25 protein-coding genes are annotated in these 25647 nt (G+C 56.8%); 10 read left to right on the top strand and 15 right to left on the bottom strand.

What is annotated here, in order from left to right; genetic code table 11:
• Positions 1-282 precede the first annotated feature (282 nt).
• The 8 genes from HY282_00310 to HY282_00275 all read left to right on the top strand — a co-directional run bounded on the left by HY282_00310 (position 283) and on the right by HY282_00275 (position 9029).
• Positions 283-774 carry a fibronectin type III domain-containing protein gene (locus tag HY282_00310; protein MBI3802191.1) on the top strand — a complete coding sequence of 164 codons (492 nt, stop codon included), beginning with the start codon at positions 283-285 and terminating at the stop codon, positions 772-774.
• Positions 775-874: 100 nt separating this feature from the next.
• Positions 875-1954 (top strand): long-chain fatty acid--CoA ligase, encoded by a 1080-nt coding sequence (locus HY282_00305; GenBank protein ID MBI3802190.1) that lies wholly within the window; start codon positions 875-877, stop codon positions 1952-1954.
• A complete protein-coding gene (locus HY282_00300) occupies positions 1951-3318 on the top strand; it encodes a hypothetical protein (GenBank protein MBI3802189.1) in 1368 nt (455 codons plus the stop codon). Before HY282_00305 ends, HY282_00300 begins: the two co-directional genes overlap by 4 nt.
• Positions 3315-4511, top strand: a complete 1197-nt coding sequence (locus HY282_00295; protein ID MBI3802188.1) for an aspartate aminotransferase family protein — start codon at positions 3315-3317, stop codon at positions 4509-4511. The genes HY282_00300 and HY282_00295 overlap by 4 nt, the downstream gene beginning before the upstream one ends.
• A gap of 123 nt (positions 4512-4634) precedes the next feature.
• Positions 4635-6359, top strand: a complete 1725-nt coding sequence (locus HY282_00290; protein MBI3802187.1) for a cation:proton antiporter — start codon at positions 4635-4637, stop codon at positions 6357-6359.
• 123 nt (positions 6360-6482) lie between these two features.
• The gene (locus tag HY282_00285; GenBank protein ID MBI3802186.1) at positions 6483-7277 is read left to right on the top strand and encodes a TIGR00266 family protein; all 795 of its coding nucleotides are present in this window, start codon (positions 6483-6485) and stop codon (positions 7275-7277) included.
• Between the two features lie 7 nt (positions 7278-7284).
• The gene (locus tag HY282_00280) at positions 7285-8412 is read left to right on the top strand and encodes a M48 family metallopeptidase (protein ID MBI3802185.1); all 1128 of its coding nucleotides are present in this window, start codon (positions 7285-7287) and stop codon (positions 8410-8412) included.
• 80 nt (positions 8413-8492) lie between these two features.
• Complete coding sequence (locus tag HY282_00275; protein ID MBI3802184.1) at positions 8493-9029, top strand: NYN domain-containing protein; 537 nt, start codon at positions 8493-8495, stop codon at positions 9027-9029.
• Here the strand turns inward: HY282_00275 and HY282_00270 are convergent, their stop codons facing one another.
• The 4 genes from HY282_00270 to HY282_00255 all read right to left on the bottom strand — a co-directional run bounded on the left by HY282_00270 (position 9030) and on the right by HY282_00255 (position 12429).
• On the bottom strand, positions 9030-9743 hold the full coding sequence (locus tag HY282_00270) for a CPBP family intramembrane metalloprotease (GenBank protein ID MBI3802183.1): 714 nt from the start codon (positions 9741-9743) through the stop codon (positions 9030-9032). It abuts the gene before it with no gap.
• An 81-nt stretch (positions 9744-9824) separates the two neighbouring features.
• Positions 9825-10028 carry a hypothetical protein gene (locus tag HY282_00265; GenBank protein MBI3802182.1) on the bottom strand — a complete coding sequence of 68 codons (204 nt, stop codon included), beginning with the start codon at positions 10026-10028 and terminating at the stop codon, positions 9825-9827.
• Between the two features lie 247 nt (positions 10029-10275).
• Positions 10276-10620, bottom strand: coding sequence for a flagellar biosynthesis protein FlgC (locus tag HY282_00260; protein MBI3802181.1), 345 nt, complete (start codon positions 10618-10620; stop codon positions 10276-10278).
• A 120-nt stretch (positions 10621-10740) separates the two neighbouring features.
• Entirely contained in the window at positions 10741-12429 is a 1689-nt protein-coding gene (locus tag HY282_00255; GenBank protein ID MBI3802180.1) for a 4Fe-4S dicluster domain-containing protein, read from the bottom strand.
• A 359-nt stretch (positions 12430-12788) separates the two neighbouring features.
• Here HY282_00255 and HY282_00250 point away from each other — a divergent pair, with 359 nt between their 5' ends.
• Both HY282_00250 and HY282_00245 read left to right on the top strand, forming a co-directional pair.
• Entirely contained in the window at positions 12789-14240 is a 1452-nt protein-coding gene (locus HY282_00250) for an Ig-like domain-containing protein (protein ID MBI3802179.1), read from the top strand.
• A 371-nt stretch (positions 14241-14611) separates the two neighbouring features.
• Positions 14612-15796 (top strand): AI-2E family transporter, encoded by a 1185-nt coding sequence (locus HY282_00245; GenBank protein MBI3802178.1) that lies wholly within the window; start codon positions 14612-14614, stop codon positions 15794-15796.
• A 70-nt stretch (positions 15797-15866) separates the two neighbouring features.
• Here the strand turns inward: HY282_00245 and HY282_00240 are convergent, their stop codons facing one another.
• The 11 genes from HY282_00240 to HY282_00190 form a co-directional block, all read right to left on the bottom strand.
• Positions 15867-16313, bottom strand: a complete 447-nt coding sequence (locus HY282_00240) for a hemerythrin domain-containing protein (protein ID MBI3802177.1) — start codon at positions 16311-16313, stop codon at positions 15867-15869.
• A gap of 292 nt (positions 16314-16605) precedes the next feature.
• Positions 16606-17049: a hypothetical protein gene (locus tag HY282_00235; GenBank protein MBI3802176.1), complete on the bottom strand. Its 444-nt coding sequence runs from the start codon at positions 17047-17049 to the stop codon at positions 16606-16608.
• A 155-nt stretch (positions 17050-17204) separates the two neighbouring features.
• Positions 17205-17756 (bottom strand): DNA-3-methyladenine glycosylase, encoded by a 552-nt coding sequence (locus HY282_00230; GenBank protein ID MBI3802175.1) that lies wholly within the window; start codon positions 17754-17756, stop codon positions 17205-17207.
• Between the two features lie 48 nt (positions 17757-17804).
• Complete coding sequence (locus HY282_00225; GenBank protein ID MBI3802174.1) at positions 17805-18425, bottom strand: hypothetical protein; 621 nt, start codon at positions 18423-18425, stop codon at positions 17805-17807.
• 408 nt (positions 18426-18833) lie between these two features.
• Entirely contained in the window at positions 18834-18989 is a 156-nt protein-coding gene (locus HY282_00220; protein MBI3802173.1) for a transport-associated protein, read from the bottom strand.
• 223 nt (positions 18990-19212) lie between these two features.
• The gene (locus HY282_00215) at positions 19213-20358 is read right to left on the bottom strand and encodes an acyltransferase (protein MBI3802172.1); all 1146 of its coding nucleotides are present in this window, start codon (positions 20356-20358) and stop codon (positions 19213-19215) included.
• A gap of 288 nt (positions 20359-20646) precedes the next feature.
• Positions 20647-22272 (bottom strand): phosphatase PAP2 family protein, encoded by a 1626-nt coding sequence (locus HY282_00210; protein MBI3802171.1) that lies wholly within the window; start codon positions 22270-22272, stop codon positions 20647-20649.
• 312 nt (positions 22273-22584) lie between these two features.
• The gene (locus HY282_00205) at positions 22585-22905 is read right to left on the bottom strand and encodes a cupin domain-containing protein (protein ID MBI3802170.1); all 321 of its coding nucleotides are present in this window, start codon (positions 22903-22905) and stop codon (positions 22585-22587) included.
• On the bottom strand, positions 22905-24263 hold the full coding sequence (locus tag HY282_00200) for an acetyl ornithine aminotransferase family protein (GenBank protein MBI3802169.1): 1359 nt from the start codon (positions 24261-24263) through the stop codon (positions 22905-22907). The genes HY282_00205 and HY282_00200 overlap by 1 nt, the downstream gene beginning before the upstream one ends.
• Positions 24264-24297: 34 nt before the next feature.
• A complete protein-coding gene (speB, locus tag HY282_00195) occupies positions 24298-25215 on the bottom strand; it encodes an agmatinase (protein ID MBI3802168.1) in 918 nt (305 codons plus the stop codon).
• Between the two features lie 86 nt (positions 25216-25301).
• Positions 25302-25637 (bottom strand): hypothetical protein, encoded by a 336-nt coding sequence (locus HY282_00190; GenBank protein MBI3802167.1) that lies wholly within the window; start codon positions 25635-25637, stop codon positions 25302-25304.
• Positions 25638-25647: the final 10 nt, after the last annotated feature.

Here is a 25647-nt window from a genome sequence, read left to right as displayed (position 1 = left end):
ATTTTCATCTGTAGTTCACAAAATTGTTACCGTGATCAGTACTTCATTACACAGATACCGCCCGCGGACGTCGTCTTCTGGAAGCATTCTGATTTATATCCCGTTGGAACATCTATTAAAGAGGCCTCTTCCGTTCCTGACTTCGCTCCGGCATCCGAATTGCTTTATACAGAAAGGCCATCACCGAAGGCCGGAAAATCCTCTCACATGGAAGGTCCATTCAAAATGGAATTCATCCCTCTTTTCTTTAAAAAGCACAAACGGAATCTCTTTACGAAGAGGATGAAGGGAATCTTTCTCTTGGCCGCGTTGCTCGGCCCGACCTCGCTCGTCTCTGCCCAGGACCCGCTTCTCTCCTGGGACCCCAGTTCGGATGCCAATGTGATCGGCTACAAAATCTATCATGGAACCGCCTCTCAAATATATACCGAGTCGACCTACGTTCAGGCGGTAACCAGTCAGGCCCTCTCCGGTCTCGCACCGGGCGTCCACTATTTTTCCGTGACCGCCTATGACCAATCGGGCACGGAGAGCACCTTTTCCAATGAAGTTTCTAAAGAGATCGCCAGCGGCGACGTGGCCGCCTCCGGCGCGGAGAGCGGAAAACCGGGCAGCGGCGGGGGGGGCGGATGCGCCATTCGCCCTCTCACCGAGGAGGAAGGAAGCCCGCTCGATGCGTCCGAGATGGTAGTCCTGATCGCGGCGATGATTTACACGGCGGTGAAGAAGCGCTTCCGTCGTCTCGATTCAGCTCGGATTCAGCCGTTGAGGTAAGCGCGCCCCTGCTCCGACAGCGATAAAATACTTTTACCTCGGACCGACCTTCCTTTCCGTCCTTGACAGTCGCTCAATCCATGGTGTATCTCTCAGAGAGATGAATGAACTGAGAGATCAGATCTTAGACTTAATCGATACCATCGGGCCGCTTTCTGAGAGCCGCTTCAACGAGGCCGCCCTGCGCCTCTTTCAGCGCCAATTCGAGCTCAACCTTCCTTATCGCCGCTTTTGCCTCTCGCAAGAGAAGCGCCCCGGCCGTGTTCAAACGTGGGAGGAGATCCCCCCCCTTCCGGCGATGGCGTTCAAGGTCGCCGCCATCTCTTGCCGGCCGGTGGAGGAGGCGGCCCGGCTCTTTCAATCGAGCGGGACGACCGGGACGGACAAAAGTCGCCATCCCCTCTTCGACCTTGAAATCGCGGCGGCGGCCATCCGGACCCATTTTAGAAGACACCTCCTGCCGGAGGGAGACCGGATAAAAATGGCGATCCTGACCCCCTCACCCGACGAGACGCCCCACGCATCGCTCTCGTTCATGATGGAAGTGATCCGCGCGGCCTACGGAACCGAAGGAAGCCGTTACTATATCCGCGAGGGAAAACTCGATGCGGCGCGGCTCGCCTCCGATCTGACAAAAGGAGACGAGCCGGTGGCCCTTCTCGGGACCTCGTTTTCTTTTGTTCACTTTCTCGACTTCCTGCGAGATCAGACGCTTCGGATCCGGCTTCCGGAAAAAAGCAGGCTGATGGATACCGGCGGCTTCAAGGGAAAATCAAGAGAGATCCCGCGCGCCTCCCTCGATGCGCTCTATCAGGAATACCTCGGCCTTCCTCCGGCGTGGTGCATCAATGAGTATGGAATGTCGGAGATGACCTCGCAGTTCTATGACGGCGTGGCCGGGGTCGATGGGCCGCGCGTCTACATCGCCCCACCCCAGCTTCGCAGTCGCCTTCTCCATCCGGAGACGCTGAGACCGGTTGCAAAGGGAGACGTCGGCCTCCTCGCCCATTACGATCTGGCCAATATCGATTCCGTCGCCGCCATCCTCACGGAGGATCTCGGGCGAGAGGGGGAGGGGGGGATTCTTCTGCTCGGCCGGGCGCCGGGCGCGACGCCAAAGGGATGCTCGATCACCCACGACGATCTGCTCGGCTCTCACAAAGGAATCGGAGAGAGATGAAGGGATACTATCTTCCCGAACAGCCGCTCGACCCGATCGAAGAGACAGAGCGGGATTGCGCCGGAATTCCGGTGACGCGCCCCCGCCTCTCCACCGCGTCGTTGGCGCACATCGCCGACCGCCTCATTGAAGCGCAAAAGCGACTCGCATCGGAATCGATTTACAAGATCGTCGACTGGATCGATGCCGCGGCGCGCTGTTGGGTCGATCCAAGCGATTCGATCCGACAGGAGGCGGAGCAGCTTCTTCCGCGGATCACCGGCGATTCGCCGGGGATGATCAAGTGGGCGCTCGACGATCTCTTCAAGCATTTAACCCGCCCGGTCCTGCTCCAATTCCTCGAGGCCGAAATCGGGGATCCGAGCCTACTCGATCATTTTCGTTTAAAGCCGAAAGGGATCGGATTTAGCCGGGCGTTTGGCCCGCGGCTGGCGGTTCATATCTTGCCCGGGAATATTCCCGGCACCTCCGTCTTCAGCTTGGTCTGCAGCCTCCTCGCAAAGTCATCGAACCTGGCCAAAGTCAGCCAGGATGAATTTCTTCTACCGGTCCTCTTTGCCCGGTCACTCGAAAAAATCCGGCCCGATTTGTCCGGAAGCCTCGCCGTTTTGACCTGGCCGAACGCGCAGGTCGACCTCACACAGACCGCCTTTCAAAAGGCCGACTTGGTGATCGCCTACGGCGGAGAAGAGACGATCAAAACGCTTCGCGCAGAGATCCCGCCGACCACGCGGGCGATCTTGCATGGTCACCGGCTGAGTCTTGGGGTGATTGCGCGGGAATCGATCAGCAAGGAGAGCGCGGAGGAAGCGGCCACCGACATCAGCTTATATGACCAGCGCGGCTGCCTCTCGCCCCATCTCTATTATGTCGAGGAAGGGGGGACCGCCTCACCGGTGGCATTCGCCCAATGGCTCGCCCAGTCGCTCTATGTCGCCTCGTATCGGCTCCCCAAAGGGATCACGACCTCCGCCGAGGCGGCGGAGATCCAGCAGCTTCGGGGGGCGATCCCGCTTAAGGGAGGACAGGTCTTTCCGAGCCCTTCCGGAATCGATTGGACCGTCCTCTACGATCCCGATCCGCACTTTTCGATCTCTCCGCTGGCGCGGACCATCTGGATCAAACCGGTCCGCGACCTCTCCGACGTCCCGGGACATCTCGAACCGCTCCGGCCCTACCTTCAGGCGGTCGGCATCGCCGCCCCACAGGCGCGCCAGAGCGAGCTGATCTTCTCCCTGGCACAGGCCGGGGTCAATCGGATCTGTCCGATCGGAAAGATGCAAAAACCGCCGCTCACCTGGCATCATGACGGGCGATTTCGCCTGCTCGATCTGCTCCGATTCGTCGACTGGGAGAACACGTGACCTCTCTCCGCCGCCGGTTCCGAAGACATCTCGCCCAAACCTCCCCCGATCCGATCGGGCTGGAGATCGATCATGCCGCGGGCTCGTATCTCTACACCACCGATGGAAAGGCCTACCTCGATTTTATTTCAGGGATCGGCGTCGCCGGCATCGGTCACACCCATCCAGCGGTGGTCAAGGCGATCAAAGCCCAGGCGGAGAAATACCTCCACGTCATGGTTTACGGCGAGTATGTTCAGTTGCCTCAGGTCGAGTTGGCGACACGGCTGGCGCAGCTCCTTCCCAAAACGCTCTCTCAAATCTATTTTACAAACAGCGGGACGGAAGCCAACGAGGGGGCGCTGAAGTTGGCCAAGAAGGTCACCGGCCGGAAGCGGCTGATCAGCTTCGAGGGGAGCTTTCACGGCGACACGCACGGCGCCTGCTCGGTAACCGGCCGGGAGATTTATCGAAGACCGTTTGAGCCGCTCCTCCCCGGCGTGACTTTTCTTCCCTTTAACGATCTCGGCGCACTAAAGCAGATCGACGATTCGGTCGCCGCCGTCATCACCGAGCCGATTCAGGGGGAAGGGGGAATTCGGATTCCCGACGACCGGTTCCTCCCCGCCCTCCGCGCCCGCTGCAAAGAGACCGGCGCGCTCCTGATCTTCGATGAGGTGCAGACCGGCTTCGGCCGGACCGGGACGCTCTTCGCGATGGAGCATTGGCGGGTCGTTCCCGACATTCTCACCGTCGCCAAATCGATGGGGGGAGGAATGCCGCTCGGCGCCTTCATCGCCCGTCCGGCCATCATGAAGCAGCTCTCAGTCGACCCGCCCCTCTCGCATGTAACCACTTTTGGCGGCCACCCGGTCTGCGCGGCCGCAGGGCTGGCGAGCCTCAACTTCATCGTTGAAAACGACCTTCCGCGGCAGGCCGCGGCGATGGGAGAGAAAATTCAATCGGGCCTCCGGAAAATCGCCCGGAAGAATACCGCGATTCGGGACGTTCGAGGGAAAGGGCTGATGATCGGGTTGGAGCTCTCCGATCCGAAACAGACCGCCCGGTTTGTCGGACGCTGCCGAAAAGCGGGGTTGATCCTCGGCTGGACCCTTCACACAAACACCGTCGTTCGAATCGCCCCGCCCCTCACCCTTTCTGAACGGGACATGCAGAAAGGGCTGGAGATCATTGAAAGATCTCTTCACAAGTAACTAAGCATTTGCCCTTTTTCTTCCCCCTCGTCGGCCGTGATCGGCCTTTTTCACCCGAAATTCCTCCATTTCCAATAGAACCTGATACAATAAAAAAATCCCACTTGGAGATATACCGCTTCCATGCAGATGAACCTTCTGACCAGCATCGCGGTCAGCATTATCTTTGCGACCCTCTCCGCCCTCGTCGCGCGAAGGTTCAAACAGCCGCTGATCCTCGGCTATATTTTCGGCGGAATCCTCCTCGGCCAGAAAATGGGGTTTGGAATCATCGCCGACGAGGCGAGCATCGAGCTGATCTCCGAGATCGGATTGATCCTCCTTCTCTTCATCATCGGCCTGGAGATCAACCTGACCAAGCTGATTGATGCCGGCAAGACCGCCGCGGTCGCCGGGAGCGTTCAATTCTTCGGTTGCATCGCCCTGGGAATCCTCTTCTTTCGATGGCTCGGTTTCTTCTCCGGACAAATCAATTTTAATCTCGCCTATCTGGCGCTCGCCCTCTCCCTCAGCTCCACACTGATCGCCGTCAAGCTGCTTTATGATAAATATGAAATCGATACCCTGGCCGGACGGACGACGGTCGGCATTCTGATCTTTCAAGACATCTGGGCGATCGTCTTCCTCGCCCTCCAGCCGAACCTGCTTCAGCCCGAGCTTTCTTCCCTCTTTTCCTCGCTCCTTGCGGGGGCGGGGCTTCTCTCCCTCTGTTTTTTCATCAGCAAATACCTTTTGCCGAGACTCTTTGTCTGGATCGCGAAGTCGCCGGAGCTGATGCTGACGACCTCGCTCTCCTGGTGTTTTCTGGTGTCGGGCATGGCCAACGCGGTCGGCCTCTCGAAGGAGATGGGGGCGCTGATCGCCGGCCTCTCGATCGCCGCCTTCCCCTATAGTCTCGACGTCATTGCCAAGATCACCGGCATCCGGGACTTCTTCATCACCCTCTTTTTCGTCGCCCTGGGACTCAAGGCCCCAGCCATTACGCCGAGCCTCCTGGCGACCGCTTTTTTGACGACGACATTCGTCATCCTTAGCCGATTTATCACCCTTCTCCCGACCCTCGGCGCCCTCGGCCTCGACCTGCGGACCGGGCTGCTCACATCGATCAACCTCTCCCAGATCAGCGAGTTTTCCCTGGTGATCGTCACGCTCGGCGCCGCCTACCATCATGTCAATGAGTCGGTCGTCTCCATTGTGATCCTCAGCTTGATTCTCAGCCTGGTCCTGTCGAGCTATCTGATCCTTTACAGTGAGCATATCGTCGGATTTGCGCTGAGGCGCCTGAAGAAGGTGAAGCCCGAAGAACCGGTGGCCCCCTCTCCCTTTTCTGCGGTGAGGGTGGGAAAAGAAATCGTTCTCCTCGGCTTCTTCAAAGAGGCGAGCTCCTTCCTCTTTCAGATTAACCATGAAATGCCTTATCTAAAAGAAAAACTCTTCGTCATCGATTTTAATCCACAGACCCTCGAGATCTTAAAGAAGAATGGGGTCGCCTGCGTCTACGGCGACATCGCCCATCCCGAAACCCTCCGGCATGCCGGCATCGGCGAGGCGCGCGTGGTGATCTCGACGATTCCGGATACGTTCCTGAAAGGGACAACCAACCACCGTCTGTTAAAGCAGATCCAAACGCTCTGCCCGCAGAGTGCGGTGATCGTCACCTCGGAGACGATCCGCGGGGCGCGCCGCTTCTATGAAGAGGGGGCCGCCTATGTTCTCCTCCCGCGGCTTCTCTATGCCCGCCACCTCTTTACCGTCGTTCAAACCCAGCTCCTTCAAGGATTGGAGCTGCTCCGCGAAGAGCAATTGAAGGACATCGCCGAGCAGCCGAAGAAAGATCTCCCCGTTTAAATCCGATTCAGTCGTCGAGCAAACATCCCGGCCTTGAGATTCCAATAATGGATCGATATAATGCGTCGCAGAACCTCGGGAGAACCACCCGCGGCCAACGGGCCCAAATAAAGGAGCAAAGAGATGGCACGAATGGATGTAATCGATTATCAAATTTTCGGATCGGAGATGCAGTATGTCGAGATCGAGCTCGATCCCGCCGAAGCGGCCGTGGCCGAGGCGGGCGCGATGATGTTCATGGAGAGCGGAATCGAGCTGGAAACGGTCTTCGGCGACGGCTCCCAGCAGAAGTCCGGTTTGATGGGGGCCCTTCTCGGCGCCGGCAAGCGGCTGCTGACCGGCGAGTCGCTCTTTATGACGATCTTCATCAACCGGGGAAGCGGCAAGAAAAAAGTGGCCTTCGCCGCCCCTTACGCGGGGAAGATCATCCCGGTCGATCTGAAGGAGCTCGGCGGCCAGCTCATCTGTCAAAAAGATGCCTTCCTCTGCGCGGCCAAAGGGGTCTCGGTCGGAATCGCTTTTCAACGAAAGCTGGGGGTCGGTCTCTTCGGCGGGGAAGGATTCATCATGGAGAAGCTCGAAGGAGACGGACTCGCCTTCATCCATGCCGGCGGGACATTGGCCGAAAAAAATCTCGCCCCCGGCGAGATGATCCGGGTCGATACCGGCTGCATCGTTGCGTTGCAGCCGTCGGTCACCTACGACATTGAGTATATCGGCAAAATCAAGTCGGCCCTCTTTTCGGGAGAGGGCTTCTTCTATGCCACCCTTCAGGGGCCGGGGAAGATCTGGCTGCAATCGCTCCCGCTCAGCCGCCTGGCGAGCCGGCTTTACTCGGCGATACCGGGGCTCGGCCGGGGACGAGAGGAGGGATCGATCCTCGGCGGATTGGGCGGTCTGCTGGAGGGGGATAACTGAGCGGCCGGTGGCTTCCCTCTCTGAGATAGAACTGTTTGAGGCGCTCTCCTTCGGCCCGGGACTTCCACCCCAGGGAAGCCGGATACCGGTTCGGATAACGGTCACAGGCGTTACCCTTCATCCGGGTGAGCCGATGGAAGAGACCCTCCTCTTCGAAGCGTTGCGGGTGACCGCCGGCGGGTTCAACCACGATCAGATGACCCTCGCCTGGACTGAAAATGGAGCGGTGCGATCACTGGTTCTCTCCGACGATCGTGCCAAAGAGACCTTCCTCTCCCTCGCCCCTCCTTCGCTCGCGCCGCAGCTGATGCAGTGGCGAAAGCAGACCGAACGCGTTCAAAGGGGAATGCGGTTCGGCTGGATGCTCCTCGGTTTTATTCTTCTCCTCCCCCTCCTTTTGGGATTGGCGCTCTGGTGGCAGTCGGATACCCTCGCCGCATGGGCCGTTCAGAGAATCTCCCTCGCCTCGGAAAGACAATGGGGCGATCTGATTTATGCGCAGACTCAGACCGGCTTGACACTCCTCCCGAAAGGGGAGACGACCCAGGCGATCGAGGAGATCGGAGAGCGCCTGACGAAAGGAGCCCCTTACCCCTTTCACTGGCACGTGGCCAATGACCCGACGGTTAATGCGTTTGCAATCCCGGGGGGACATGTCGTCATTTTCACCGGGCTGATTCGCGCAGCCGATTCGGCCGAAGAGGTCGCCGGCGTCCTCGCCCACGAAGCCGAGCATGTCCTTCAGCGGCACAGTCTGAAAGGGATCGTTCATCAGCTCGGCTGGCAGGTCGTCCTCACGCTGATTTTTAGCGAATGGGGCGGGCAAGGAAGCGGGCAGATCGGAGAGGCCGCCGCCCAATTACCGCTTTTGCGCTTCGGACGCGATCAAGAATCGGAGGCCGACCGAGAGGCCCTCGCCCTTCTGAAGGAGGCGAAAGTCGATCCGAATGGCATGATCACCTTTTTCCACCGGCTCGCCAAAGAGGAAGGGGTCTCCATCCCGCTTCTTTCCACCCACCCTCCCAGCGCCAGCCGTGCCGAAGCCATCCAAAACGAAATCAAAAAGCTAGGCCCCTGGGAGAGCAAGCCGCTCCCCTACGATTGGGCACAGATCAAAAAGAAACGGACAAAGTAAGCCGGATAGGGAGTAGAATCCCGCCTTTAGATTGATCGTTGTACTTGCCAAACCCGCCACCCCTCGCATACAATCACCGCATGGAGATCATCGTTGATGGCTACAACTTCATCGGTCGGCAAAAGGGCCTCCGGGGCTATCTCGAGGAGAAACGTCGCCGCCTGATCGACCAGCTCTCTTCCTATCGCACGATCAAAGGTTTTCCGATCACCGTCGTTTTTGATGGGGAAGGGAGAGGGGGTGCGGAGCGGAGCGGCGGGGTTGAGGTGGTCTTCTCCGGCTATGGAGAATCGGCCGACGATGTAATCATCCGGATGGCGGAGGCGCTTCGGGAGGGATGCACCGTTGTCTCCTCCGACCGGGCGGTTCAAGATCAAGTTCGAAGCCATGGCGGGGTGGCGGTTTTCTCCGGAGAGTTTGAAGCGCGGCTCCACTCGGCCCTCTCTCCAAACAGTTCCATCGGAGCGGCTGGGCCGTCCGGACCGACCCATCTTGCCCCCCTAGAAGATAAAGACGACAGCTCCGAACCGCTCTCGCAACCGGGGCCGAAGAAAGGGAATCCCCGCCGCCTCTCCAAGGCCGAGCGCCGCCGCCAAGGGCGGCTTAAACAGCTCTGATCATTTTCCGACCGTGGAGAGAAGGATGATTCCGACGAAGTCGTGAAGAAAATGCATGACGATCGGCGCAACGAGACTTCCACGCCAGAGGTAAACCGCCCCGAAGATCAGCCCCAACACACCGACGGTGAGAATTCCCGCCATCCCCTGATAACCATGCCCGGCGGCGAAGAGGACTGAAGAGAGAAACAGCGCGCCCCGGGCGCTCCCTAAAACCGTCTTAAAGCGGAGCATCAAATATCCTCTGAAGATCGTCTCCTCCGACACGGCGACCACCGCCACCAGGGCCAAGGAGAGGAGCCGTTGCGCGGTGCTGTCGCCCGGCAGGAGCGAGGAGACAGGAATAGACGGAGTCGAGAAACCGACCTGCTGCAGGGCCGCTCCGAGCATCCCCGCGCCGATAAAGACGGGAAGAAAGAGTGCCGCCCCGAGCGCCGCCTCGCGGCGGGCCCCTTCCGCAGACCAGCCGATCGTCCTCCACGACTCGCCGTTTCGCCAAAGGAAATAGAGGACGAGGCTCGTCAGGGCGAGATCCCGGAGGAGCGTTCCGGAGGCCATCGTCACAAAGTTCAGCGCGCCTTGCTTCATTGCAAAGAAGGAGACGATCATCGATGGAACAATCAGAAAAAGAAAAACGGCGACCTCAATCGCCTGCTCCCATCGGCCAAACCGCAGGGGAGGGGTCGCCTCCGAAGGCTGAAGCTCTTCATCCATCCGGTTCGCCTTACAAAGGATTTTTTCGAAGTGACAGAATTCCGGGATCTTTGCCAGTTCATTCAAATTCCCGGCAGGGAGCTAGAAATAGTGCGCCTTCTCTTTGAAGACCTTTATAATTTCGAGCGTGAGCCAGAGGGTCCCCCCACCCCACACCAAGGTCCAGAAAAGAAACCGGAGCCACTCCTTCCAGGAACGAGGCGGCGGTGACCCTTGTTCCGTCTCGACTCTCTCGACCGTCTCGTCTTCCGGATCTCCCGGCTGAAGAAGCTTAAATCGTCTCATCCCTGATCCTTGACTGCATTCAGATCTTCAAACGGCGCATCGCTTCGAAGAATGGACTGATTTCTATATACCCTATCTTGAATCGCGACGCAATCGATTTTGCTTTATTCTCCGGCTCATCAGGTAGGCGGCCACCGCCGGGAGACTGATTGCTCCCGAACAAACCGATCTTGAACACCGATTTCAAATTTTTATTTCAGGAAGATAAAACATTCCGGCGTGCGACGGAAGAAGAGAAGAGGGAGGATCAGGCAAGAAGGTCGATGATCCCGTTCTCCATTTCATCGGTGGTCTTTAGGGTGGCGAGATTCATACTAAAAGCATACTTGGCGAGGAGCTGTTGGGTTGATTCTTCGGTCAGATCGGCATTGGAGGCTTGGACCAATTCGCCTTTTGGGGATTGGTAAAAAGGGCCCGGCTCGGTGCTCTTTTCAACCTCAACGACCACCCCGCCGCCCGCTCCTTCACTGAGGAGGATCGAATCTTTTTTGAATCGGTCGGTGCTGAGATTGGCAACATTGTTTGCCGATGCGTCAATCTTCTCTATACTGGCGCGGAGCCCCGAAAGAGAGGCCCCCAAGGGTGAGAGCATCCTTCTTTTCCTCCTTACACTCTCTTATCGGCAGGCCTGAAGAAAAACTTGAGAGGAAAGGATCAAAGAATTTACAATCACCCAGGGATAATTTAAGTTATTGATTTTATAAAGGAATGTTTAAGTGAGGGAATACTGAGGACCGCTTCCCCCTTCCGGAGGGGTTAATCTCCCCCCTTTGGCGCCGATGGCGCCGCACTGGACGCAGTTGGTCGGGTTCATCCGAATGACCCTTCGTCCTTCAGAATCAGTGGCCCACTCGTAAACATGGGCAGGGCACATATGAATCCACGCCTCCCCGACCTCCTCCGGAACCTGCACCTCCACCCGGAGGTGATTCGGCTGGTTGTCGCGGCTGCTGTTGCCGCTGGCATGGACACTGGTGAGTTTGTCGAAGAGATATTTCCCGTCCGGGGGAGGATATTCTCTCTTCTCGATAAAGAGCGGCTCGTCGGCATCCCGCCGCGCTTTGAACCGCCATCCGGGAAAAGCGCCACCGGTGACCGTCATCAGTCCGGCCAGCACGACTCCCGGGATGAATCCATGATCGAACGCTTGGCGCATGTTCCGGACGCGATGGAGATCGTGCATGACAAAACTCTGCCGCATCGACGCATCATATCCAGACAAGGAATCCGATGACGCGAGATCCTTTCCCGATTTCAACGCCGCAAAGATCGCCTCGGCGGCAAGCATTCCCGAGGCCATCGCATAGTGAATCCCCTTCAGCGCCGGCACATTGAGGAACCCGGCGGAGTCGCCGACCAACACCCCCCCGGGCATAAAGAGACGGTCGGGGATAGAATAATACCCTCCCTCCGGAATCGTCTTCGCCCCCCATCCATTTTCAAGGCGCCGGCCCCCTTCCAGAATCTTTCGGAAGAACGGGTGGGTCTTCATCAACTGAAGAAGGTCGTGAACCGACGTACAGGCGTTTCGGTAGCCGAGCCCGACGACGAGTCCGAGCGAGACCAGGTTTCCCCCCATCGGATAGAGAAAGCTGCCGCCGAATTCATTATATTTTTTAGCCCCTCGGAGCGGCCACCCCATCGTGTGGATCACCTCCGCCGGCGGGTGTGGGACCTCCCAAATTTCTTTCACGCCGAGCGAGTAGGTCTGTGGATTGCTCCGGGTGATTCCGAAGTGCGCGATCGCCGCCTGCGTCAAATGCCCCTGCGCCCCTTCCCCCAAGACGGTCGCCTTGGCGAGAATCTCCGCCCCTTCCTGAAAATTTTCCATCGGCGCGCCGCTCCGGTCGCGTCCCTTGTCGCCGGTCTTCACCCCGCGAATCGCCCCGTTTTCGACGAGGAGTTTCACCCCGGCGGTCTCGCTGAAAATCGAAACGCCGAGCGCTTCGGCCTGCTCCGCGAGCCACTTTCCAAATCGGCTGACCGAGATCACATAGTTTCCATGATTTCGCATCGTCGGCGGCATCGGCGCTGGATAGGCCTTCTTCTCGGAGAGAAGATAAAGGGCCTCTTTTTGGACGGGGACTTCGAGCGGGAAGGTCCCTCCCTTCAAGTCCGGGAAGAGCCGTTGGAGGGAGCGGGGATTTAGAATCGCCCCGGCGAGCAGATGGGCCCCCGGATATTTCCCCTTCTCAGCAATCGCGATGGGGAATTCACCGAGCCTTCCCTTTACTTCCGGATCGGTCTCCAGCAGCTGCGCCAAGCGGACTGCACCGGCAAGGTTCGCCGGACCGGCCCCGACGAAAAGGATGCCGACCTCGATCCGGTTTTCCGGACTGGACCGGATCGGTGATATAAACTCTCCCGGTTGAACGGGGGGCGGGAATTGGGATGGCTCCATCTTTTCTCCTTTGACGGGAACGATGTCATTATGATACCTGCTGTTTTTCGTCTTCGCAAGTCGATCGGTCCATTTCCTTTCTCTGTTGCATTAAATGAGCAGAGATGTGCATCTATTTGCCTCCTGGTTGAACCTATTCCAATCTCCCGGACCGCGGAACTTCTTTGATAAATGCCTCTGAACCTGTTTCGCGAGTAAAAATTCTTATCTAAGACGCTTCAACCACACAGCCAAAACGAGGCACTCCGCTTGCAAATTCTCATGAAAGACCGATCGGCCGCCCGGCGGAAGCTTTGCCCGTAGAGGGTCCCTTCTTACGGAAACGTCGGGCTCCACTTTTAACAACCCGGAACAGCAATATGATAAAACCGCGAAGCCCGCGACGACTGCGAGACCTTCGCTCTACCGATTTCCGACGAGGGGACACGCTCGCCTTGTCCGGATGTCAAGCGCCGTCCAAAGCGCGCGCGCTCCTCCTGCTCTACTTTTTGTTATTCTCCCTCTCCGGCTGCGGCAGTGCCGGAACCGGGGACCCCTCGATGAACATAGCAACCGATCCCCCGTCGGGCGCGGTAAATGTCTCCCCCGCCGCCGAAATCCATGCCACCTTCTCTTCTCCGATCGACCCGGCAACCGTTAATAAAGATACGTTCGTTGTAACGGGGGTCAGCGGCGAGGTGAGCTATCGGGGACAGACGGCGACCTTTACCCCGGCGGCTCCCTTCGAAATCGGGAAAACCTATCAAGCGGTTCTGACGACCGGGATCAAAGACCTCGATGGGGCTCCGCTCCCCTCCATTGTCATCTGGTCATTCACCACCGGTCCCACCCTCGGGACACCCTCTGATCCGGCGGCGCCGGAGATCACCGACGTCTTCCCTCGGGAGGACGCGACCGACGTCGCGATTGACACACCAATCCGGGTGGTCTTCTCCGAATCGATTCTGCCGGAAACCCTTCGCGTCGAAACCTTCTTCGTCCAAGGGGTCTCCGGTGAAATCCACTACGACGATGCAACCGATACCGCCACGCTGCAGCCGACCGCTCCGTTGAAGCCGCAGACGACTTATCAGGTCACGGTCACAAGTGATGTCCGAGATCACGCGGGGAATCCGCTTCCTGTTTGGAAATCCTGGACGTTCACGACCCGCGCGGTGAGTGCTCCCGTACCGCTCAAGATTGTCTCCACCATGCCGGATAACACAGGGTCGAATCTCGCTTTAAACACCTCAGTCAAAGCGACCTTCAGCAAAGAGATCAATCCGCAAAGCCTGCAGGGTAGATTCAGCCTCCTGGCTCCGGACGGGAAAGAAATCGCCGCCTCAGTCAGTTACGATGCGAGTTCGCGGACGGCGACCCTTGATCCGACCGGTCTGCTTCAACCGAAGACAACCTACCGCGTTATCGTCCGAAAAGAGGTCGCCGATTTAAACGGAACGCCCCTCGGGATTGACGTTCAGTGGTCCTTTACCACCGGCCTCGCCCCCGATCATACGCAACCGACAGTGATCCAGAACTTCCCCGTCGGCAACAACGTCGCTCTTGGAAGTGCGGTCACCGCGCAGTTTAGCGAGCCGATCAAACCCGAGACGCTGCAAGGACACTTCATGGTTCTCTCCGGAGGGAAGGCCGTACCGATCAGCGAGATGACTTACGATGCCGCCAGCCGCACGGCGCGGCTCGTTCTTTTCGGGGTCAAGAGGGATACCACCTATACCGCGATCTTAACCTCCGGAATCCAGGATGCGGCGGGCAATCACCTCGTCCAAGCAAGTTGGAACTGGAAGACCACCCGTCGTAGCAGGGACTAGGACCGTCGCACAGCGAATGTAAGAACATAAAAAGAAGAGTGATGATGCACGAAAGCTGCATTTTTTTTCAGACGAACGGCCCCTCTAAAAGCCGATTTAAAAGAGACATCCTCATATCAGTGTATTTTCCGGTTGGCATTCGTTTTGCCTATAGAAATAGCCGTCGTTTAAACTGGGGAACATCGATCGAACCGATCCAATCATTATTTAACACGCGTCTAAGAGGGAGAGACCATGGAAGAGCACATTTTCTATGAAGATGAAGAAGAGAATCGGCACTTTAAACGCTATCGCCGGTGGGCCAAAGACTCCAGACACGACTTTGACGACCGCGACGACTCATACGGATCGCCTGATTCTTTTGATGCTATATGGGAAGGGCGCAGCTAAAAATTAAACCTTCGGCCGGTAAAACCACTCCTGAGTCTTTCGCAGCCGCCGGTTCTCCGCCCGAACCGGCGGTCGTCTCTCGAGCCGTCAACGTCCGCAATTTCCCCCTCAATTTCATTGCCCTTCTTGCTGCCCTCTTCACCCTTCAATGGGCACGCCAAGTGCTCATTCCACTCGTCCTGGCGCTCTTTATCAGCTATGTGCTCGATCCCCTTGTCACCTGGATGGAAGCCCGCAAAATCCCGCGAACGATCGGGGCGGCGATGGTTCTCCTGCTGCTGGTCGCCGCGACCGGCTCGATGTTCTACTCTCTCGGTCGCCAAGGGGATGCGATCCTAGAACAGCTGCCGGAGGCGGCACAGAAGCTTAGGCAATCGCTGCATGACAACCAAGGCGATCCGGACGGAACACTCAGCAAGGTTCAGAAAGCCGCCACGGAGCTGGAGAAAACGGCGGCGGAGGCGACCAACGGGGGCCAGCCAAAACAGCCTGCAAAGGTGCAAGCGGCGAAACCGGCGTTGAACCTACACGATTATCTTTGGGTCGGAACGGTCGGGGTCTTCGGCGCCGCACTTCAAGCGTTGATGATTCTTTTCTTGGTCTATTTTCTCCTGGTCTCGGGAGACGTTTTCAGAAGGAAGCTCGTGAAGATCGCAGGACCCTCCCTTGCGAAGAAGCGAATCACCGTCGAAATCCTCGATGAAGTCAATATGCAGATCAAACGCTTCTTGCTGGTGCAGCTCTACACGACGGTTTTTGTGACGTTGGCAATCTGGATCGCCTTTCGGTGGATCGGGCTGGAGAACGCCGGCATGTGGGGATTGGTCGCCGGCATTCTCAAATCGATTCCATTCCTTGGCGGGATCGTGATCATCGGGGGAACGGCGCTGGTCGGCTATCTCCAATTCGGAACGATTACCATGGCGCTTCTGATTGCCGGCATCGCTATCCTGATCAAGAGCTTGGAAGGACTGCTGATCACGCCGTTAATGACCAGTAAGGCGGGTCAGATTAATACCGTCTGGACCTTCGTCGCGATCTTATTTTGGGGTTGGATCTGGGGCGTCTGGGGATTGCTTCTCGGGATCCCGATCCTCATGGCCGCCAAGGCCATTTGCGATCGGATCGAGGGGCTCAAACCGATTGGGGAGATGCTCGGAGAGTGATCAATCGCGGGAGGGGTCAGGGGGCGAGAGATCCACCCCCTGACAGAGGTCAGGCAGATCCATCGAACGACTAGGCGGCTTTTCCGAGTTTCTCCTTTTGGGCTTCCATCTGAGCGCCGAGATCTTCGAGCTGCTCTTTGCTCAATACTTTTCGCGCGCTTTTGAACATCTCTCCCTCTTCTTCCTCGACGTGATGCTCGACATTTTCATTTAAAACGGTGAGCTTCGCCGTCCATTCTTCGCTCTCTTTACCCAAGGTATCCATCTCTTCTAAAAGCTGTTTGACGATCTTATGCTCTTCATAACTCTCAAGAACAATATCGCGTGTTTCATCCGATTCCTTCAGCGCGGGATAAAAAATCTCTTCCTCAATCTGCGCGTGGATTTCTAATTCATTCCTGAGCTTCTCAAAAAGCTCTTCCCGCTTTTTGACGGCCCGCTCGGTCGTCGGCTCCAGCTTTTCAAATAATTCAGTTACTTTTTCGTGATCTTCTTTCAATAAATCAATTGCGTTCATTTTTTCCTCCTCGTCTGCGCTAAAAAACGCATCCGCAACCCAAACCGGATACGTTGCCTGGCTCTCATACTACTACGCAATTTTAGTGCCCGGAAGGGTAGCGAGGATGACGTGCCGTCGACGCCTTAACAGCGGACCGATGGAACTTCTCCTCCCCTTATTTGCAAATTTTTTCGTCCGGATCAAAATTTCAATTTAATTAGAGGTCACCCGATATCCTAGACCCCCTGAGCGACGGAGACCGGGACGTTTATTGAGGATGAACGGAGAGGCCGAAGTGAGCGAGGGCTTTTTAACGCTTGCAGAATACCTTTTGGTAGAGGCCATGGATGGAGTCGGTCGCGATCGGGGCCCACTTTGGATTCGGGGAGGAGACACTGTCGAGAAGCTCCCCTTTTTGATTAAAATCGTTGCTCTCCAAAATCCGCTTTTGATGGTTTGCGCAGTCGATCTCCATCACTGTGAGACTGAACCCATAATGATCATACCCCTCCAGAGTGAGGCCGATTTTCTTTCTAACCTCTAGCAAAAAGTCGCGCCCCTCCTTTCCTTTGGGGTCGACTTTGATCGCAACGCGAACAATTCCCTTCGGCGTATGAACGATGCTCTGCTTATCATAAGCATGCCTGAATGCATGATCCTCGACAAACGGAGTCCACTCTGCCGCGCCGGCATTGAAGCGCGTTCCGCCGAATAAAATAAAGAGGGTGAAAAAACAGAGTAATCTCTTTCTCATCGAATACATACCCTTCTATTTCAAATCGGACCTGTACAGACAGAACAACTCAAGAAGCATCTTTGTATCACAATTCACCTAAAATAAAAACGCCGTAAATCAGATTCATTTACAGCGTCTTTTAATAAACAAGGGGCTTGGGCAATGAAGAGAGATTAAGGCTTTGAAATAAACCGATTCCCCTTGATGTAGAACCGCAATAATCGTCTCGCCCAGTGCCGTGCATAATCGACGCCGACCCGCGGCCGTTTAACGACCGCCGGCGGCGCCTCCTCCGGCACCGCAGCAATGTAAAAATCGTCGCTCTCCAGATCGTGTCCGTTGAGCCGTTTGTCGATCTGCATCGCCCGGCAGAGAAGCCCAGGCCCTTGGGTTCGCCCGACGATGTTTTTTATCGGCGCGATTGCCCGCAACAGCACGGCGGAGGCATGTCCTTCGCGCTCCGTGACGACATTCATGCAGTAATAGAGGCCATAGATCATGTAAACATAAGCATGTCCGGGCGGGCCAAACATGATTTTCGTCCGCTCCGTCAGCCCTTTTGAAGAGTGCGCGGCCAGATCGTGCGTTCCAAGATAAGCCTCGACTTCTACGATCTGCCCGATCCGCTCCACCCCGTCGGATCGATGGACAAGATATTTTCCGAGCAGCTCCTTGGCAACCACAACGGTGTCACGGTCGTAAAAGGAACGCGCCAACTTTCGCATCATCGATCTAGAAGAGTCCCCTCCTTTTCTAAATTCAAATTCCCATCATTACCTTTTCTCCCGGGCCTTCAGTCGCACAACTTTGTTTTTCGCTTCCATCAACGAAAGTCCCTCTTTTTCCCGAAGAAGCCGGACGGCATCGAGGTCAAGACCCCGGTCAATCAGTGATTGAACAGCGTCCGGTACCAGGCGCTCCACGGAGAGGCCGAGGCGGCAGCGAATCCGCTCCGCGATCACCTGATTCATTTCATCCTGTTCATACGCAATTGAAAGGGGAAGTTCTGTTTCGCGGGTCAACAGGGTCACCCGCGCTTTTGGATAATATCTGCTGTTCCCGATGGGAGATTGCAAGATCACCTGTGTGATCCGGTCAAAAGGGAGTGTCCCTTCCTTCTCCAAAAGGGAGCGCTTTCTCTTCCAGGTCAGGAAGCGTGCTCCTGAATGAAATGTAAAAAGGCTTTCTTCATAAGATCCAAGATAGATCACGCCGCAGGTGATCGCTGCACCGATAAATCCGATGAGACGCTCTTTTCCGAGCGGTTGATGGAAAAAGAAGCGTATCAGGGGAAAGCCGAGAAAGAAGAGCGCCCCGAAGCCGACCCCCTTCACCCATCGTGAAGAGACCTCAACGATCAATTTATCGTCGTCGTCTTTGGTAATTTTCTTCATCTGGTAAAGTCTACCCGAATTCGAGCAGATCGGCCTTCAGAATTTCCTTCTACTGGGATCGGAAAAATACCGCCGAGAAAAGGAGGCCGTCGGGAGGGGATGCTCTGTCGCTCTGAGGATGAAGGGAATATACGACCCAGAGGAGGTTAAAACAACCGCCGCAGGTGCCGACTCCGGGCACCTTTACTAACGAATTGACTCGCCTGTAGCTGCTGTCTATAACGCCCTACAACACAAACAGCTCTGGAGATGTTCATACAAAAAACCAGAAGCGTATGGAGAAAAGAATGATCCTCAGATCCTTATTTCAGATGATGGTGAGGGGCAGACAGGCCCGCCCCTCACCGCTACTTTTTGCATCCAATCTGCAGAAGTTTTCTATCTGGGAGCTTGCTGATGAATCTGTTCTTAATGGGTCACATCCTTCACTTCATCCTTCGTTTTTTCGGCCGCTTTATCGACCTTCTCGCCCGCTTTTTCCGCCGGCCCTTTTTGACAGGCGCTGAAGGAGGCCACGAGAGAAAGCACAACTGTTGCCAAGATCAACTTTTTGAAATAGCGCATCGCATTACCTCCTCATTGTTTATCAGGATCTGATTTTTCAGGTTCCGACCCTGATACTTTTTGCAAGTATGAGACCAATTGAAGGCATGAGACTCCTCGGAGGTGTTGGCCCTCCGAAACCCGTTCATCAAAATAAAGAGGCCGCCTCCCCGGCACCCATCGGATGGCGCGAGGAAATCGGCCCTGAGAAGGTCCAAGTCTGGGCTTTGTCCTGCGTCTGGGGCTATGCCATAAATTTATCTCTTAAAATCCGTTGTGCCGGCCGTTCGAGGAATCGGTAGCTCAAGGTGCAGAGTCCAATCAGTATCGTAAAAAACACGAGCATCGATGTCTTCGTATAGAAGAAAGAGGGGCTCCATCCGATCGATCCGATTGCAATCATAAAAGTTAACTGCAATGGAAAATGAAGGAGATAGAGCGAGTAGCTGATGTCGCCGAGGGGAGAGAGTCGCTCCCCGAGATGTCCCCGCTTCGTCTCAATCAGCGCGAGCGCCAAGATCGTCATCGGAAATAACACGCCGGTAATCGCCAAGGCGGCGCTTTTCCGGCCGAGAGGAATCAGATCAAATCGCCCCTCCAACAGGGCAACGACCCAGCCGGCAATCATGACCCAGGCAAACGGCCCGACCCACCTTTCAACCCAACCCGCTTTGACCATCGCCGCATATGTATAAAAAACCAGACCGCCCAAGAAGAATGAAAAGAGACCCCGGCCCAGAAGCGGCTGGAATCGAAGGAGGATCAGCCCTGCCAGGACAAGCGGCGCCAGCATCCAGGGACGCGCTCCCCCTTTTAAACAGAGGATGAAGAAGAGCGCATAGATGAGGATCTCAATCGAAACCGACGATGTGGGAGCGTTGAATGAAAAACCCCGCTCAAACCCCCAACTGGAGGCAAAGAGAAGATTCAGAATAAAATGATAAACGTCATTAAAAGGATAGACAAAAAACTGACCGGTTCGATGATAGATGACCGATTGGCCGACGAGCACCACCCCCAGCGCCAGCAGGTGCAACGGGTAGAGTCTGGAGAAACGAAGGAGCGCGAAGTTGCGGCCGCTGATGTCGCGCGCGGCGACCCGCTCAGAATATAGCCAGAAGAAAATAAATCCGGACAAAGAGAAAAAGAAATCGACCGCAATCCACCCTTTATTGTAAAAGACAAAAAAGAGCGGATAGAACGGCTGGGCGGTTCTGTCGTACTCCGCCGCCTCGATGCCATGGTAGAAGAAATGTTGCCAATGCCAGAAGATCACCGAGAGCGCGGCGAGACCTCGGACCGCATCGAGGGAAAAAAAGCGTTGTGGAATTTGCAGAGCCGGTTTTCTGAGCGGAGCCACTTCCGGAAGACGATCTACTTCGACATTCATTTCTTTATGCCCAAAACCGTGACGACCAAAAACGTATTTTACACATTATTTTTTAAATGAAAACAGGTTATTTGGGACGCGGGGCGTTTCCCCAAACCCTACTTCCTCAGTTCGTGGGGTTTTACCCCACGAACTGATACAGTGACTACCTGTAAACTACGGCTCCGTTTAACAAAAGGGGATCCGTCTTCCAAAAAATATTTTGAGAAAATCTAAAAAGAACCGGGTAACCTTACAGGGTGCAGCATTGTGGGTCCAACCGAGGGAGCCGGGAAACCAACTGCATAATTACCGCCCCCAACCCCCGCCGGGTGTCGTATCACGCAGCGGCACAAATGCGTTCTGAAAAACATAATTTGCAATCTGGCGGCCCTGCCCGATCCCCTCCGTTTTGTCGAACGCCCAATGGATGCCGAGATAGATCCGGCTCTGGCCATTCTCCTCCTCCGCTTGGGAGAGCGACGAGAAGCTTCGCGGGATCAGCGGGCGGACCTGTCCATTATTGTCCCGCGTCACCCCATTTAACTCATCCGAGACAAACGTAAAGGAGATTGCATCGGTGCGGTAGAAATTACGAAGGATCTGGAAGAGCGCGCCGCCGAACCCGGCATGCCCAGAAGGATAGGCCGGGAAAGGGGGGGTAAAGTCGGGCGCGGTCAGATTGCTCGCCGGCGCGCCGAGCGGGGTAAAGTTCACATCCCCCTCGGTATCCGGATTACCATCGCCCGCACCGGTGGGACCGGTTCCGGGGTCCGACTCACGGATTCCGGTCACCGGGCGCCAAAATTGATAGAAATATTTCGACTCCCAGATCGCGATGCCGGCGTCGGCCAGCGCCACATTCACCAGGGCCAACAGTCGCGCCAGCTCGACGATATCCGATCCCATCTGGTCGGCGATTTGGACCGTGATCTGGTTATAGAGCCGCGGAGGGGCGCAGAGGCTCGGGGTTCCATCATAGGCCCAATAGATTCCGATGATCGTCTGCTCCGGGGTTCGGATCGTCGGGGTGACAAACCCATCTCCCCCCAGCTGCTTGACCTCGTCGTACGCAGCGGTATAGGCCGGGCTCGTCAAAGCGGGGGGCGGCGGCACCCGGAACTGATTCCCCGCGCTGAGGACGAACGGTCTCACCCCCCCCCAAAAAGCGCCGAGCGCGAGGTCGTTTCGGCTGATCGGATCTTGGCGCCATTTCCCCGGCGCGTCGCTTGGGAAGAAGTCGACACCGATATGCGGTTCGGGATACTGCGAGCCGTCGCCGGCCCTCAGCGCCAAAATGGCCGCGGCCGCCCGCTGTCCCAGGTCGATCCCGTTGGACTTTGGGCGGTCGTCCACGTTGATTTGAGCGAGGTCTTCAGTAAATAGATCGTCGAGCCGTTGCCGTTGCGCCGGGAAGAGGGCAACGAGCGTATCGTGCGCGGCCGCTGCGATGGCCGCATCCATCGAGGTCGTCGAGAAGACCGAGGGAAGGCCGGTGTAGCTTTCATAGCCGCCGGCAATCGCATTCACGGCGTCGAAAATGGCGATGTGGACGATCGCCATCGCCCGGCTCGCGCGTGTCGGTCCCAACTGCTCTCCAAAGACGCGGCCCTCCCCCGGCACCCCCGGGGTATGATCGATCCCGCTGGTGTCGATGGCGATCCGGTTCCAGTAACGGAGCCGGTTGATGGAGCCGAGCGGATTGGAACCCGATCCACTCCCTCCCCCTGAGCCATATCCGCCGCCCCCGCCGAAGTTTCCCCCACCCGACCTTGAATCCCCTCCTCCCCACCTGATTTGCTTATATAGCGGCGCATCGCCGGAATGATCTTTTCCGACGATACGTGCCGCGCCGGAAAATGAGCTCGCCCAGGCAGGTGTGGTGAAGGCGAACAGGATCGATAGGAATAGCGTGACCTTCCAGACTGACTTCACGGTCTTTCTCTCCCTCCTTGATTTATACCTGGCACTTATACGAGCCGGTTCCGGACAAACTCATTCCAAGAGAAGGACGTTCTGCTGCGATAGAACGCAGAAACGCCTCTCGAGGGCATGTTGATTGACCCATTTCATCGTGAGATTCGCTATGCCATATCGGCGGGATAAGTGAGATAGAATAATCGTTTTAAAACGATGGGCAGGATGAGTAGATCATAAAAAAGCAGTAAACGCAATACTCCAGGTATAAATAGCCCTTTCCAGGCAAGTCCACCTAGCAGCGCCAAATTAAGGAGGAAGCGGTCTGAGTTATTTCCTTTTCTTTTTTTGGGCGATCAACCAAAGAAGCGGCTTGTCTCCCAATACCTGGAGCGTATGGGAGGTTTGGGAAGGGAGGATGATTCGGTCGCCGTCATGGAGGGTCTCGCTCTCCATACCGACGTTGAGGGTGACTTCACCGCGCAAAATCCAAAGAACGGTTTCTGCTGGATATTTCCGGTTGGCATATCGGGTGCCCGGCTTGTCGACCCAAAACTCCGGTTGATAGCCTTGGGCCTTTAATTCTTTTTCGAGGGCGACTTTTTGAGCCGGCTCGCCCGGCTTTTCCCAGCGACGGATGGCAAGCGGCATCAGCGCGGCGTTCGCTCCCCTTCCACCTCGGCGAGCACCTCTTCGAAAATCGCGAGCGCTCGCTCCGCCTCCGGACGTTTGATCACCAGCGGCGGCATGAAGCGGATGACGTTCTGGCCGCAGCCCAAGATCAGGAGCCCTTTTTCAAAGCAGCGCTGGATGATTTTGTTCCGCTCCGGAATCGCCATCTCTTTGGTCTCGCGGTCGCGGACCAACTCGATTCCGATCATCAGGCCGAAACCCCGAACATCTCCGATCAGGCGATGGCTCTTCTGCATCGCACGGAGCCGGGAGAGGATATGATTTCCGATCTTCTCCGCATTTTGAGTGAGACCGTTCTCCAGCAGGTCGATCGTCGCCAGCGCCGCCTCGCAGGCGATCGGATTGCCGCCGAAGGTATTCGCGTGCGCCCCCGGCGCCCAGCGCATCAGCGCTTCGCGGGCGATCATCGCCCCCAGCGGCATCCCCGACGCGAGCCCCTTCGCCAGGGTCATGATGTCGGGAACCAGATTGAAATGCTCCGAGGCGAACATCTTCCCGGTCCGTCCGAATCCGGTCTGAATTTCATCGACGGCGACCAAGATCCCGAACTCGCGGGCGAGATCGGAGAGCTCGGTCAAAAATCGCTTCGGCGGGACGATGTACCCCCCTTCTCCCTGGATCGGCTCGACGAAGATCGCCGAGACCTCTTCCGGGGCGGCGAGGTGACGGAAGGCGACGTCTCGAATCCAGCTCAGCGCATAGCGGTCGCACTCCTCGGCCGGAATGCCGGCCGGCGGACGGTACGGATTTGGATAGGGCGCATGGATCACCCCGGGGATCAGCGGGGCGAAACCGGCCCGATGAACCACCTTGCTTGCCGTGAGGGAGAGCGCCCCCATGCTTCTTCCATGAAATCCCCCCAAGAAAGCGAGGTAGTAAGGCCGGCGGGTCTGATGGCGGGCGAGCTTCATCGCCGCCTCGGTCGATTCCGTTCCGGAGTTGGTGAAAAAGACCTTCTTCCGCTCCCGGCCCGGCGCGAGCTGATTGAGCTTCTCCGCCAGGAGCACTTCGGAGGAGTAATAGAAGTCGGTTCCCGACATGTGGATCAGCCGCTTCGCCTGTTCAATGATCGCCTTGACCACCTTTGGGTGGCAATGGCCGGTGGCGGTCACGGCGATGCCGGAGGTGAAATCGAGGAAGCGGTTTCCGTCGACATCGGTAATCGTGCTCCCCTTCCCCGACGCGACGACCAGCGGATAAGCGCGGGTGTAGGAAGGTGAGATCACCGCCTTGTCCCGCTCCACCCATTTTTGAGAGTTCGGTCCCGGGGGAATTCCTTTGAGGGAAGGTGTCTTGGTTTTATTTTTCTTCTTCATCGAAAACCTCTTCCGGCCGCCGGTTGCTCACCGGTTATTTCAGGGTAAATCGCCTGTTCTGTCCCTTTCTCCGATAAACCAGACCGAAGAGCTCGGTGATGATCCGAAGCGCCGCAAAGCTGGTGATGTCGGAGAGATCAAGCGGTGGAGCGACCTCCACCAGATCGGCCCCGACGACCGGGAGCGGATGAAGCCGTCGGATCAATGTAATGACATCGCGCGTGCTGAGCCCCCCCGCATCGGGAATGCCGGTGCCGGGCGCAAAGGCGGGATCGAGCGCGTCGATGTCGATCGAGAGGTAGACATTTTCGAGATCGGCGAAGCGCTTAAGGATCTCGTCTGCGATCACCCCGATCCCCCGCTCGGCCACCTCGTAGGCGGGGTACATCTTCATCCCGTTTTCCTGAATAAACTGCAGCCCGGCCCGTTCATAACAACGGGTGCCGACCAACACCGTCACCTTCGGATCAAACCGCTCCGTCTCCATCGTCCGGCGCAGCGGGCAGGCATGCGAATAGGGAGAGCCGTCGAAGACATCGGAGAGGTCGGTATGCGCATCGACGAAAACGAGACCGATCTTCTCGGTCGCCCGCCGGCTGAAGGCGCGATGGACCGGGATCACAACGGAGTGGTCTCCTCCCAGGGTCAACACGAACGACCGGGCCGCCCGCGCCTCCACCGCTTCCTCAATCTGTGGAAAGGCGGCGACGAAATCGTTTTCGAACGGAAGGTTGCCGTCGTCTCGAATGACAAGCTCTTTCAAGATCTCTCCCGTTTCCAGCACCGGCGGAATTTCGCTCGAGATCCGGCGAATTCGATCGGGCCCCTCCGCCGCCCCCTTCCGGTAGCAGACGGCGCCGTCATAGGGAAACCCGATGATCGTGATATCGGGCGCAGCGGCGTCCGGCTGATTGAGACCCGCCCACCATTTTTCTTCTCTGACCTGATTCATCTTGTTTGTCTTGCTTGCCATACGCTTATTTTAACATTCCTTTCCAACTTCGGCGCTCGCCGCTTTCATTCAATGACCGTTGTGTCTCAGATGACCCCAAAACCTCTCTTCGCAAATGAAAAAGCATCAAAGGCGGAGAAGACAAAGAGGATAATGTTCAACATCATGGCGCGGGGAGAATAATCGGAAATCCCCAATAAAGAGAGTGCAAAGAAAATAAAGAGCACCCCCCGCAGATACTGTCTCAAAAAGAGATGCCCGAGTCCGGCAAAAACCAATGAAAGCAAGGCGGCCAAGATCGGCCGCCAGACCGGCTTGGGTCCGACCGGCCCTTCAGCCGGCTTCACTCCTTCCACCTTGGCTTCCATATCCCGGTCGGTCGCCGAAGGAGGACTCTCCTTCTTATCGGGCATCGCCTGCATACGGACCTCC

It is taken from the genome of Candidatus Manganitrophaceae bacterium (assembly GCA_016200325.1).
In the GTDB taxonomy this organism is placed as follows: domain Bacteria; phylum Nitrospirota; class Nitrospiria; order SBBL01; family Manganitrophaceae; genus Manganitrophus.
Note: the sequence above shows the minus strand (reverse complement) of the source record. Positions and strands in the feature narration are given on the sequence as shown.